General features: G+C 68.7%; 7 protein-coding genes. 3 read left to right on the plus strand and 4 right to left on the minus strand.

Annotated features, from left to right (window positions below; all coding sequences use genetic code 11):
* Positions 1–2 precede the first annotated feature (2 nt).
* The 3 genes from ACWDZ6_RS18470 to ACWDZ6_RS18480 all read right to left on the minus strand — a co-directional run bounded on the left by ACWDZ6_RS18470 (position 3) and on the right by ACWDZ6_RS18480 (position 4,459).
* Positions 3–2,288 carry a DUF6571 family protein gene (locus tag ACWDZ6_RS18470; protein WP_451503702.1) on the minus strand — a complete coding sequence of 762 codons (2,286 nt, stop codon included), beginning with the start codon at positions 2,286–2,288 and terminating at the stop codon, positions 3–5.
* 33 nt (positions 2,289–2,321) lie between these two features.
* Entirely contained in the window at positions 2,322–2,762 is a 441-nt protein-coding gene (locus ACWDZ6_RS18475) for a hypothetical protein (protein WP_351453457.1), read from the minus strand.
* Positions 2,763–2,914: 152 nt separating this feature from the next.
* Positions 2,915–4,459: an MFS transporter gene (locus ACWDZ6_RS18480; protein ID WP_451503703.1), complete on the minus strand. Its 1,545-nt coding sequence runs from the start codon at positions 4,457–4,459 to the stop codon at positions 2,915–2,917.
* 347 nt (positions 4,460–4,806) lie between these two features.
* On the opposite strand from ACWDZ6_RS18480, the gene ACWDZ6_RS18485 reads away from it, so the two are divergent.
* The 3 genes from ACWDZ6_RS18485 (at position 4,807) to mfd (ending at position 12,072) form a co-directional block, all read left to right on the plus strand.
* Positions 4,807–5,595 (plus strand): ABC transporter ATP-binding protein, encoded by a 789-nt coding sequence (locus tag ACWDZ6_RS18485; protein ID WP_366731826.1) that lies wholly within the window; start codon positions 4,807–4,809, stop codon positions 5,593–5,595.
* Positions 5,592–8,162, plus strand: coding sequence for an ABC transporter permease (locus ACWDZ6_RS18490; RefSeq protein ID WP_451503704.1), 2,571 nt, complete (start codon positions 5,592–5,594; stop codon positions 8,160–8,162). Before ACWDZ6_RS18485 ends, ACWDZ6_RS18490 begins: the two co-directional genes overlap by 4 nt.
* Positions 8,163–8,541: 379 nt before the next feature.
* Complete coding sequence (gene mfd / locus ACWDZ6_RS18495; RefSeq protein ID WP_451503705.1) at positions 8,542–12,072, plus strand: transcription-repair coupling factor; 3,531 nt, start codon at positions 8,542–8,544, stop codon at positions 12,070–12,072.
* Here mfd and ACWDZ6_RS18500 read toward each other — a convergent pair.
* On the minus strand, positions 12,050–12,658 hold the full coding sequence (locus ACWDZ6_RS18500) for a TetR/AcrR family transcriptional regulator (RefSeq protein WP_451503706.1): 609 nt from the start codon (positions 12,656–12,658) through the stop codon (positions 12,050–12,052). The two genes, mfd and ACWDZ6_RS18500, sit on opposite strands and share 23 nt — an antisense overlap.
* Between the last annotated feature and the right edge of the window lie 80 nt (positions 12,659–12,738).

The following is a 12,738-nucleotide window of genomic DNA, read 5'->3' on the forward strand; positions in this document are numbered from 1 at the left end:
GGTCACCAGCCCCGGGCGTCGTCAGTGTCGCCGATTTTTCCGCCGTCGTTGTACTTGGTCTCAGCCTGCGAGGCCCAGGATTCGAATTCCTTCCCGCTTATCCCGTGTGCCTCTGCGTAGTTCAGGAGAGGGGTCATCGCGTTTCTGCTTCCGTCGTACTTGGCCTTGTCGATGCCCGCGACCGAATCGTCGTAGTTGTCGAACTCGTGGTCCTGGAGCCACTGGAGCGTGTTCGTGGAGATTTGGGTGTTGGCTGCGCCCCCGATCGTCTCGATGGCAAGGGGGACGGCGACCAGCGCTGCACCTCCGGTGGGGACGATCATGGCGGTCGCAACGCCGACACCGACACCGACCGCGGCTTCGCCGGCGAACTTGCGCCACTCGCCCTGCTTTTCGAGTTCCAGATTCCTCTGGGTCTTGTCATCGGCGAATTCCTTGCCGATGGCCTCGGCGCGCGCCTCATCCAGAAGCCCGTGCATCCTGACGCTCTTCAGACCCGCGTTCATCGCGTCGTCGCGGTTGTCGCCGTGTGCGGACATCGAGCTGGCGCCGTACACCTGCTGGGCCGTGGAAACGGTCTCGTACGAACCCTCGTCGGAGGCCAGGGCGCGCAGGAAGTTCGTGCTGCTCGTCTCGCCGAAGTCATGGAGATGCCCCGCCTTGGCTCCGTAAAATGCGTCCCTGCCCGAAGCCTCGCCCGTGCCTCCCCAGTCGCCCATGGAGTAGTTGAGGCTGTCGATATGGCCGGCCGCCATATTTGCCAGGCTGTCGCGGATCCCGTCCTGCTTGTCGATCGTGTCGGCTGTCTTGTAGTGGTCGACGACCTGGTCCATGAGCAGGGTGCGCTGGTCCCGGGCCATCTTTTCCTCGTCGGTGTTCATCGGCGGGACGGACGGAGGGTCCTGGTCGTACGGGTACCCGAGCGTCCCCGACTCCAGTGCGTGACCCAGGTTCTTGAACCCCGTCGTCTTCCCGTCATCGTCGGTCGGCCACTCGCGCGCGCCCTCGCCGTCCTTGTTGACCAGGTAGTCCCAGTTGTTCATCGCGTCGTCGCCCTGGCCGGACGAGCCGTTGAAGAACTGCAGGGAGGCTTCCGGGTTGTGGCCGAGCGCCTCCATCAGGTTGGCGACCGGGTCGCTGTCCGGCTTGGTGCCGCCGGGCGGGTAGGAGAGCTGGGCCGGGTTGAAGCGGTTCTCCCAGAGCTCTTTAGGGCCGCCCAGCACCGGGTCGTCGGACTTGCGCTCGAACTCGAGCATCTTCTCGCCGTACTTGTTGAGGAAGTCCGTGTCCCACTTGCCTTCGGTCATCAGCGGGCCCAGGACCTGGAAGCCGTACGGCGCGCTGGGGATGCCGCTCCTGGCCTTGATCGGATCGTCGCCCAGCTCGATCATCCGGTCCTTCCACGCCTGCATTTCAGGGGTGTCGGCACGGGTGGCGTTGGCGAGGGTGATGCCCAGGTTGTCCTGCACCTTGGCGAGGATCTTCGCGCGATCGCCGTCCGGGTCCGGCGTACGCCCCTTGCCCGGGTCGGCGAGGCTGCGCCAGAACTCGAGCGTGCCTTCGGGTCCCAGCTTGGTCGCGAACCGCTCGGCGAAGGCGGGATTGTCGCGGTGGTACTTGGAGATCTCGTTGAAGCGCTTCAGCTCGTCGTCGGTCATCCCGTCGCCCTTGGACGCGAGCTTCACCATCGCGTCGGCGTCCTCGATGCCCTGCTGCCGGTCGGCGTCCTTGAGGCCCTTGTAGCCCGTCTCGTCGAAGTCGTACTTGCTCTGGGCGTGCTTGCGCAGCGCACGCGCGGCGATCCGGTCGGTCTCGTTCGCCGCCTCCAGGATCCTGCCGACCTCGCGTGCCGCCTGGTCGACCTCTTCCTGGCTGGTCTGCTCCTTGGGGCCGCCCTCCACCTCGCGTTGCGGGCCGGAGTACATCGCGCCGCCCTTGTCGTCGATGTAGACGTTCTTCTTGGCCCACGTGTCGATCGTGGTCTTCAGATCTTCCTTGTGCTTCTTCAGGTTGGCGTGGGCCTCTTCAAGGATCTTGTGGATGCTGCGGGCCTCGGTGACCATGTCGTCGAACTGGCGCGCCGTGGTGGTGGTGAACTGCTTGGTGACGGTGGCGTTGTCACCCTTCCAGTCCGCGGCGTTGGCCTTGCGCTCCAGATCGGCGGCGTTGATGCCGCCGTCACCGCCGTCGGCGAGGGTGACCAGCTTGTTGAGCATCTGCTGCCACTGCGTGACCGCGGTGTTCAGCTTGCTGAGGTTGAGATCCTGCAGTTCCTGGCACGTCACCATGTCGAGCTACCCGTTTCCCCGTTGCCCTCGTCGTTACTTGATCTGGTCGTAGATGCGCGAGATGGACATCGTCTTGCCGTCCGCGCCCTGCATTCCCAGAACGATCTTTTTCTCCTGCTTCGCGTGGGTGGAGCTCGAATAGTCGAGATGGTTGGAAATGTGCCCGCAGGCCTCCTTGAGGGTGGCCAGTTTGGTGCTCCAGGCGTCGTGCACCTCGAGGAGGCCCGCGCCCATGTCCAGACCGCCGTTGAAGAGCTCGTTGGAGGCTTCGAAGGTGGCCACGCGGGCATGGTCGCCGTCGGTCGACAGTTGCTCGCGCAACGAGCGCGCCATGTCGCCGAGCTTGCCCAACTCGTCGTCATGGACGGTCAGGTCACTGTTCCCGCCACCCGAGCCGCCGCCTTCGGCCGGCAGTTGATTCAGCCGGGTCTGCGCCGAACTGGACTTGGCCTGCTCCCACTCGTCCCATGCCATTGACAGCCCCCGTCACGTTCTCGTCATCTTCCTGCGATGTGCATGACCACACTCCGCTCCACGGTAGCCATGCGTCATGAGCAAAGGGCAAGGAGGGCCGTACTGGACGGAGGAACTTCACAGAGATCGCACAAAAGTGCGGCTCCTGATGCTCATTCGGGGTCGGCGAGGACCGGGAAGCGCCTCGGCGCGACGAGGACGAGGACCAGCAGTGCCAGGCCCGCCGCCGTTGCCGCGCCCAGGTAGACGTAGTCCACCGCCGCGTCCACCGCCCGCCGGAGATGGTCCGACGCCTCCGCCGTCAGCGAGGACGGATCAGCCAGGGCGTGCGCGACCGAGTCCAGGTCGCCCGCGGTGCCGAGGCGGGAGGCGAGGACCGTGTTGGCGATGGCGCCGAAGAGCGCGGCGCCCATGCTCTGGCCGACCTGGCGGCAGAAGAGGACGGAGGCCGTGGTGGTGCCGCGTTCCGACCAGCCGACCGTCGACTGGACGCCGACGATCAGCGGGAGCTGGAACAGGCCGAGCGCCCCGCCCAGCAGCAGCATGAGCAGGGCCGGCTGCCAGGGCTCGCCCGGGTAGGGGAGGAGCGGGAAGGCGGCAAGGATCAAGCCGGCCAGGGAGATGCCGATGATCGCGGTCTGCCGGAAGCCGACGCGGTTGTAGACATGGTTGGAGAGCGCGGCGCTGACCGGCCAGCTCAGGGTCATCACCGAGAGCACGAAGCCCGCCGCGATCGGGCCGAGGCCGAGGACGGACTGCGCGTAGGTGGGGAGGAAGACCGTGGGGGCGACCATCAGGAGTCCCAGCGCTCCCAGCGCGAGGTTCACCGCGGCGATGGTGCGCCGGCGCCAGACCCAGCCAGGGATGATCGGCTCCGCGGCCCGGCGTTCGATGACGACGGTGAGGGCGACGAGGACCGCGCTGGTGCCGAAGAGGGCGAGCGAGGGTGCGGAGAGCCAGGGCCAGGCGATGCCGCCCTGGACGAGTGCGGTGAGCATGAGGGTTCCGGCGCCGAAGATGGCGAGGGCACCTGGCCAGTCGATCCGGGGGCGGGTGGCCGGGCCCGTGCGGGACGGTTCGCGCAGATGGCGGGCGACCAGCCAGAGGGCGACCGCGCCGACCGGGAGGTTGATCAGGAAGATCCAGCGCCAGTCGGCGTACGAGGCCAGCAGGCCGCCGATCGCAGGTCCGGCCACCGCGGCACTCGCCCACACCGTGGACAACTTCGCCTGGATCTTGGGGCGTTCCTTGAGCGGGTAGAGGTCGGCGGCGATGGTCTGCACCGTGCCCTGGAGAGCCCCGCCGCCCAGCCCCTGCACCACCCGGAAGGCGATCAGCGCGGCCATGCTCCAGGCGCCGGCGCACAGCAGTGAGCCGAGGAGGAAGAGGACGATGCCGGCGATCAGGACGGGCTTGCGGCCGAAGGTGTCGGAGAGCTTCCCGTACACCGGAAGGGTCACCGTGACGGCGAGCAGATAGCCGGAGAAGAGCCAGGAGAAGACCGAGAAGCCGCCGAGGTCGCCGACGATCTGAGGTACGGCGGTGGAGACGATGGTGCCGTCGAGCGCGGCGAGCGCCATGCCGAGCATCAGCGCCGCGACGACCGGGCCGCGGCCGCGCGGGGTGGCGGAGGCCTCGGTCGCCGCCCCTGATGTCTCGCTGTCGGTGCTGTCGGTGCTGCCGCCGGTGGCGCCCACCCCTAGATCCTTTCACCTTGCACGTATTTCCCCGGACACCTTCTCACTTGAGCCTCACGCAGGGGGAGGGTGCACGCTCACCGAGTGCGGGTCCACCCGGAGGTGGAGTCCCCCTAGGGGCTCCTCCTTACTGATAGCCAGGGGACGTTCGTCCCGGGGGACGACGAGGAGGAGCGGCTCGATTCCTTAGCTTGTTCTTACGGCCGCAGCTGAGGACCGCACCACCGGGAGTGGGGAAAACCCCCGGTTCAAGACTGCGCTGCGCACCAGCGCGCCGGACCGCTTCCGCCGACAGACTCGAACCGCACGCGGCGACACCCGCTCATCACTGACTGAGGAGACATACCGTGACAACGGCTGTGACCATTCCCCCGCATGGGGACACCGGAGGGCGTACGGCCGTCGCCGCGCGAGGGCGTCAGGTCGTCAAGGCGTACGGCTCGGGGGAGACCCGCGTCGTCGCGCTCGACCACGTCGACGTCGACATAGCCCGCGGACAGTTCACCGCGATCATGGGCCCGTCGGGCTCCGGCAAGTCGACGCTGATGCACTGCCTGGCCGGCCTCGACACCGTCACCTCGGGCGAGATCTACCTCGACGACACCGAGATCACCAAGCTCAAGGACAAGAAGCTCACGCAGCTGCGCCGGGACCGGATCGGTTTCATCTTCCAGGCCTTCAACCTGCTGCCGACACTCAACGCCCTGGAGAACATCACGCTCCCCATGGACATCGCCGGCCGCAAGCCGGACGCCGGCTGGCTCAACCGGGTCGTGGAGACGGTGGGCCTGTCCGACCGCCTCAAGCACCGGCCCACCGAGCTCTCCGGCGGACAGCAGCAGCGCGTCGCGGTGGCCAGGGCGCTCGCCGCCCGCCCCGAGATCATCTTCGGCGACGAGCCGACCGGAAACCTCGACTCCCGCGCGGGCGCCGAGGTCCTGGGCTTCCTGCGCCGCTCGGTGGACGAGCTGGGCCAGACCATCGTGATGGTCACGCACGACCCGGTGGCCGCCTCGTACGCGGACCGGGTCCTCTACCTCGCCGACGGCCGGATCGTCGACGAGATGTTCCGGCCGACCGCCGACGCCGTACTGGACCGGATGAAGGACTTCGACGCGCGCGGGCGGACGTCGTGACTGTATGGAAGACCTCGATGCGCAACTTCTTCGCGCACAAGGGGCGGATGGCGCTCTCGGCGGTTGCGGTGCTGCTGTCGGTGGCCTTCGTATCGGGGACGCTCGTCTTCACCGACACGATGAACACGACGTTCGACAAGCTCTTCGCGGCGACCGCCTCCGATGTCACGGTCAGCCCCAAGGGCTCCGGCGACGACGACAATCCGCGTACCGGCAAGCCCGAGTCGCTGCCCGCCTCGCTCGTCGACAAGGTGGCGAAGGCCGAAGGCGCCAAGTCCGCCGAGGGCTCGGTCTCCAGCATGAGCGTGACCGTCGTCGACTCCGCGAACAAGGACATGGGTTCCAGCAACGGTGCCCCGACGATCGCCGGCAATTGGAACCAGAACGACCTCAAGGCGATGGAGATCAGCTCCGGCCACGCACCGCGCGGCCCCACCGAGGTGATGGTCGACGCCGACACCGCCGAGAAGCACCATCTGAAGCTCGGCGACGAACTGCGCACCATCTCCGTCACCGGCGACCTCACCGCCAGGATCACCGGCATCGCCTCCTTCAAGGTCACCAACCCGGGCGCGGCGGTCGTCTACTTCGACACCGCCACCGCGCAGCGTGAACTGCTCGGGAAGGAAGGCCTGTTCACGGGCGTCTCCGTGACAGCCGCGGCGGGTGTCAGCGACGAGCAGCTCAAGCGGAACGTCGCGAAGACCCTGGACGGCACATACAAGCTGCAGACGGCGAAGGAGGCCGCCGACTCGGGCCGTGAAGATGTCGGCTCCTTCCTCGACGTCATGAAGTACGCGATGCTCGGCTTCGCCGGGATCGCCCTCCTCGTCGGCATCTTCCTGATCGTCAACACCTTCTCGATGCTGGTCGCCCAGCGCACCCGCGAGATCGGCCTGATGCGGGCCATCGGCTCCAGCCGCAAGCAGATCAACCGTTCCGTACTGCTCGAGGCGCTGCTGCTCGGCATCTTCGGCTCCATCGCCGGCGTCGCCGCAGGTGTGGGGCTGGCCGTCGGGCTGATGAAGCTGATGGGTTCCATGGGCATGGAGCTCTCCACCAGGGACCTGACCGTGAAGTGGACGACCCCGGTGGTCGGACTCGTACTCGGCATCGTCGTCACCGTCGTCGCCGCGTACATTCCGGCCCGGCGGGGCGGGAAGATCTCCCCGATGGCGGCCCTGCGCGACGCCGGTACGCCGGCCGACGGCAAGGCCGGCCGGATCCGGGCCGGGATCGGCCTGCTCCTCACGGGTGCGGGTGCCGCGGCGCTCCTTGTCGCCACGCAGGCCGACAAGGCGAGCGAGGGCTCGATCTTCCTCGGCCTGGGCGTGGTCCTCTCGCTCCTCGGCTTCGTCGTCATCGGCCCGCTGCTCGCCGGTGTGGTGGTACGGGCGCTCAGCGCGGTCGTGCTGCGGATGTTCGGCCCGGTCGGGCGGCTCGCGGAGCGCAACGCGCTGCGCAACCCGCGGCGCACCGGCGCCACCGGCGCCGCCCTGATGATCGGCCTCGCGCTGGTGGCATGCCTCTCGGTGGTCGGCTCCTCGATGGTGGCCTCGGCAACGGACGAGCTCGACAAGTCGGTCGGCGCCGACTTCATCATCTCGTCCGGCAAGAACCAGCCGATCATGCCGCAGGTCGAGAAGGCCCTGCAGAAGGCCCCGCACATCGAACACGTCACCAACTACAAGGGTGTGGCGGCGAAGCTGACCGCCCCTGACGGCAGGACGGAGGACGAGGAAGTCATCGCCGCCGACCCGACGTACGCACAGGATCTGCGCCGCGAGACCGTCGCGGGCGAGCTGTCGGCGGCGTACGGCAAGGACGCGATGTCGGTGGGCGACCGCTACGCCAAGGAACACGGCATCAAGGTCGGCGACAAGATCGAGGTCGCGTTCAAGAACGGCCGGACCGCCGGGCTGAAGGTCGCGGCGATCACCTCCGACGACACGAACGTCGACAAGGGCGCGATGTACACCAACATCACGACCGCCGCGCAGTACGTCCCCGCCGACAGGATGCCGAAGAACATGATCATGTTCGCGAAGGCGGAGGACGGCAAGGAGAAGGAGGCGTACGCGTCCCTCAAGGCGTCGGTCGCCAAGTACCCGCAGTACAAGGTGCAGAACCAGACCGACTTCAAGCAGGACCTGAAGGACCAGATCGGCCAGCTGCTGAACATCGTCTACGGGCTGCTGGCGCTCGCGATCATCGTCGCGGTGCTGGGTGTGGTGAACACCCTGGCTCTCTCCGTGGTCGAGCGGACCCGGGAGATCGGCCTGATGCGGGCCATCGGCCTCTCGCGCCGCCAGCTGCGCCGGATGATCCGCCTGGAATCCGTGGTCATCGCGCTCTTCGGCGCCCTGCTGGGCCTCGGCCTCGGCATGGGCTGGGGCACGGCGGCCCAGAAGCTGCTGGCGCTCGAGGGCCTGGGAGTGCTGGAGATCCCGTGGACGACGATCATCACGGTCTTTGTGGGCTCGGCGTTCGTGGGTCTGTTCGCGGCACTGGTACCCGCGTTCAGGGCGGGCAGGATGAACGTCCTGAACGCGATCGCCACGGAGTAGGAAGCGTGGCGATACGGTAGGGGGCCCGGCCCCGGGGAGTTCCTCCAAACTCCCCGGGGCCGGGGTTTTTCTTGCGGCTTCGGGCCCGGTGCCCGAGGCGCCCCGGTCGGCGTGCCCGGCGTCGGCCCCGGTGGCTCCTGGGCGATCCGGTCGGCCCCGTCGGCCCCGTCGACCCGGTGAGCCGCGCCGCCGCCGCGCCCCCGTCATGGCCACGACATGGACAAGGAACGCGGCCGTGTCCGTACGCCGGCGGGCCGTGTCCCCGCCCCGCGAGGGTTCCGGACGCGGCTGTCAGTCGGCGGCCGTAGGCTGGAAGCACCCCGGCCCGTTCGACGTGTCGGGCCGTTCGCGTTGCCCACTCCCCGGATGGAAGCCCTTCATGAGCCTGCACGGTCTGCTCGATGCCGTCGTACGTGACCCGGCGCTCGCCGAAGCGGTGAAGGCTGCCGCGGACGGTCACCGTATGCATGTCGACCTGGTCGGCCCGCCCGCCGCGCGCCCCCTCGCGGTGGCCGCGCTCGCCCGGGAGGCCGGGCGCCCGGTGCTGGCCGTCACGGCGACCGGGCGCGAGGCCGAGGACCTGGCGGCCGCGTTGCGCTCGCTGCTGCCCGAAGAAGGCATCGCCGAGTACCCCTCGTGGGAGACCCTCCCGCACGAGCGGCTCTCGCCGCGCTCCGACACCGTGGGCCGCAGGCTCGCGGTGCTGCGCAGGCTGGCCCACCCGGCACAGGACGACCCCGCCGCCGGGCCGGTGTCGGTCGTGGTCGCGCCCATCCGCTCCGTACTGCAGCCGCAGGTCAAGGGGCTCGGCGACCTGGAGCCGGTGGCTCTGCGCACCGGGCAGTCGGCCGACCTCGGCGAGGTCACCGAGGCGCTCGCCGCAGCCGCGTACTCCCGGGTCGAACTGGTCGAGAAGCGCGGCGAGTTCGCTGTTCGCGGCGGCATCCTGGACGTCTTCCCGCCGACCGAGGAGCACCCGCTGCGGGTGGAGTTCTGGGGCGACGACGTCGAGGAGATCCGTTACTTCAAGATCGCGGACCAGCGTTCGCTCGAGGTCGCGGAGCACGGGCTGTGGGCGCCCCCCTGCCGCGAGCTGCTGCTGACCGACGACGTACGGGAAAGGGCCGCGGCCCTCGCCGAGCAGCACCCGGAGCTCCGTGAGCTGCTCGGCAAGATCGCCGAGGGCATCGCGGTCGAGGGTATGGAGGCCCTCGCGCCGGTCCTCGTCGACGACATGGAGCTGCTGCTCGATGTACTGCCCAAGGGCTCGATGGCCGTGGTCTGCGACCCGGAGCGGGTGCGGTCGCGGGCCGCGGACCTGGTGGCGACGAGCCAGGAGTTCCTGCAGGCATCCTGGGCGGCGACGGCCGGCGGTGGCGACGCCCCGATCGATGTCGGCGCAGCCTCGCTGTGGGGCATCGCGGATGTACGGGACCGGGCGCGCGAGCTCGGGATGATGTGGTGGTCCGTCTCGCCGTTCGCGGCCGACGAAGAGCTGTCGGACGAGACCGTCAAGCTGGGGATGCACGCCCCGGAGACGTACCGCGGCGACACCGCGCGGGCGCTCGCCGACACCAAGGGCTGGCTGGCGGAGGGCTGGCGCACGGTGTACGTGACGGAGGCGCACGGCCCCGCGGCCCGCACGGTCGAAGTGCTGGGCGGCGAAGGCATCGCGGCCCGCTTCGACGCCGACCTCGACGAGATCTCCCCGTCCGTCGTCCATGTGTCGTGCGGCTCGATCGACTACGGCTTCGTCGACCCGGGCCTCAAGCTCGCCGTGCTGACGGAGACCGACCTGTCGGGCCAGAAGGCGGCCGGCAAGGACGGCCAGCGGATGCCCACCCGCCGTCGCAAGACCATCGACCCGCTCACTCTGGAGGCGGGCGACTACGTCGTTCACGAGCAGCACGGTGTGGGCCGCTACATCGAGATGGTGCAGCGGACCGTGCAGAACGCCACCCGCGAGTATCTGCTCGTCGAGTACGCCCCGGCCAAGCGCGGCCAGCCCGGCGACCGGCTCTACATTCCCACCGACCAGCTGGAGCAGGTCACCAAGTACGTCGGCGGCGAGGCCCCGACCCTGCACCGGCTCGGCGGCGCGGACTGGACGAAGACCAAGGCGCGTGCGAAGAAGGCGGTCAAGGAGATCGCCGCCGACCTGATCAAGCTCTACTCGGCGCGGATGGCGGCGCCCGGCCATGCCTTCGGCCCGGACACCCCCTGGCAGCGGGAGCTGGAGGACGCCTTCGTGTATGTGGAGACGCCCGACCAGCTCTCCACGATCGCCGAGGTCAAGGAGGACATGGAGAAGACGGTCCCGATGGACCGGCTGATCTGTGGCGACGTCGGTTACGGAAAGACGGAGATCGCGGTACGGGCGGCCTTCAAGGCGGTCCAGGACGGCAAGCAGGTCGCGGTTCTGGTGCCGACGACACTGCTGGTGCAGCAGCACTTCGGCACGTTCTCCGAGCGCTACTCCCAATTCCCGGTGAATGTACGGGCGTTGAGCCGTTTCCAGTCGGACGCGGAGGCGAAGGCGACACTGGAGGGCCTGCGGGACGGCTCGGTCGACATCGTCATCGGCACGCACCGGCTGTTCTCGTCCGAGACCACGTTCAAGGACCTGGGACTGGTCGTCGTCGACGAGGAGCAGCGCTTCGGCGTCGAACACAAGGAGCAGCTGAAGAAGCTGCGTGCCAACGTCGACGTACTGACGATGTCCGCGACACCCATCCCTCGTACCTTGGAGATGGCGGTCACCGGCATCCGCGAGATGTCGACGATCACCACGCCGCCGGAGGAGCGCCACCCGGTGCTCACCTTCGTGGGGCCTTACGAGGAGAAGCAGCTCGGCGCGGCGATCCGCCGGGAACTGCTGCGCGAGGGGCAGGTCTTCTACATCCACAACCGAGTGGAGTCGATCGACCGGGCGGCGGCCCGGCTGCGCGAGATCGTGCCCGAGGCCCGTATCGCGACCGCCCACGGTCAGATGCCCGAGGCGGCGCTCGAGCAGGTCGTGGTGGACTTCTGGGAGAAGAAGTTCGACGTGCTCGTCTCCACGACGATTGTCGAGTCCGGCATCGACATCTCCAACGCGAACACGCTGATCGTCGAGCGCGGCGACAACTTCGGTCTCTCGCAGCTGCATCAGCTGCGCGGCCGCGTGGGCCGGGGCCGCGAGCGCGGTTACGCCTACTTCCTCTACCCGCCGGAGAAGCCTCTCACCGAGACCGCCCACGAGCGCCTCGCGACGATCGCCCAGCACACCGAGATGGGCGCGGGAATGTATGTCGCGATGAAGGACCTGGAGATCCGCGGCGCTGGCAATCTGCTGGGCGGCGAGCAGTCCGGCCATATCGCGGGTGTCGGCTTCGACCTGTACATCCGCATGGTGGGCGAGGCGGTGGCGGACTACCGCGCCGCGGTCGACGGTGGCGTGGAGGAGGAGCCCCCGCTCGAGGTCAAGATCGAGCTCCCGGTCGACGCGCATGTTCCGCACGACTACGCGCCGGGCGAGCGGCTGCGCCTGCAGGCGTACCGCGCGATCGCCTCGGCGAACTCCGAGGAGGACATCAAGGCGGTCCGTGAGGAACTCACCGACCGCTACGGCAAGCTCCCGGAACCGGTGGAGAACCTGCTCCTGGTGGCGGGCCTGCGGATGCTGGCCCGGGCGTGCGGGGTCGGCGAGATCGTGCTCCAGGGCCCGAACATCCGCTTCGCGCCGGTGGAGTTGAGGGAGTCGCAGGAGCTGCGGCTGAAGCGTCTGTATCCGCGTACGGTGATCAAGCCGGCGATCCACCAGATCCTGGTCCCGCGCCCGACAGCGGGCAAGATCGGCGGCAAGCCGGTGGTGGGGCGCGAACTGCTGGCGTGGACGGGCGAGTTCCTCACGACGATTCTGGGTTCGTAGGGCTCCTGTCGTCGCCGGCCGTCGAACCCTTCGGCCGGGCTCCGAAGGTCACGCCGGTCAGGGCGCGGAAGACCTCCTCGGGGTCACGGTCGCCCACCGGCCGGTCCAGGTTGTGGCTCAGCAGCAGCGTGGCGAATCCGTGGGCGACCGACCACGCCGCGATACCCATCAGGCCCTCGTCCTCGACGGGGGTGCGGTCCGCGACTCCCGCGCGGAGTTCCTCCGCGGCCCGGGCCTTGGCCGCCAGGAGCTCCGGGTCGTCGGGGCGGTACAGGTCCGGTTGGAACATCACCTGGAAGTGCGCGGGGTGCCCGATCGCGAAACGGACGTAGCGCACGCCCCGTTCGCGCAGGTCGGGGGCGTCGGCCAGGGAGGCGGCCAGGAGGTCGTAGCCCTCCGTCGCGATCGCCGTGAGCAGGCCGCTGCGGTCCTTGAAGTGGTGGGCCGGGGCCGCGTGGGAGACGCCCGCGCGACGGGCCAGGTCGCGCAGGCTCAGGGCCGAGGGGCCTTCGGTGCGGATGACGTCGAGGGCGGCGGTGAGGACGGCCCGCCGCAGATCTCCGTGGTGGTACGTGCGCTCGCTCATGGGATCAGGCTACGCGGAATCTAGTCATTGACAAGTTCGGAGTGGAAGGGCAATCTTGTCGGTGGCAAGATAAGAGATGG

The sequence above is a fragment of the Streptomyces sp. NPDC002926 genome, from assembly GCF_053591755.1.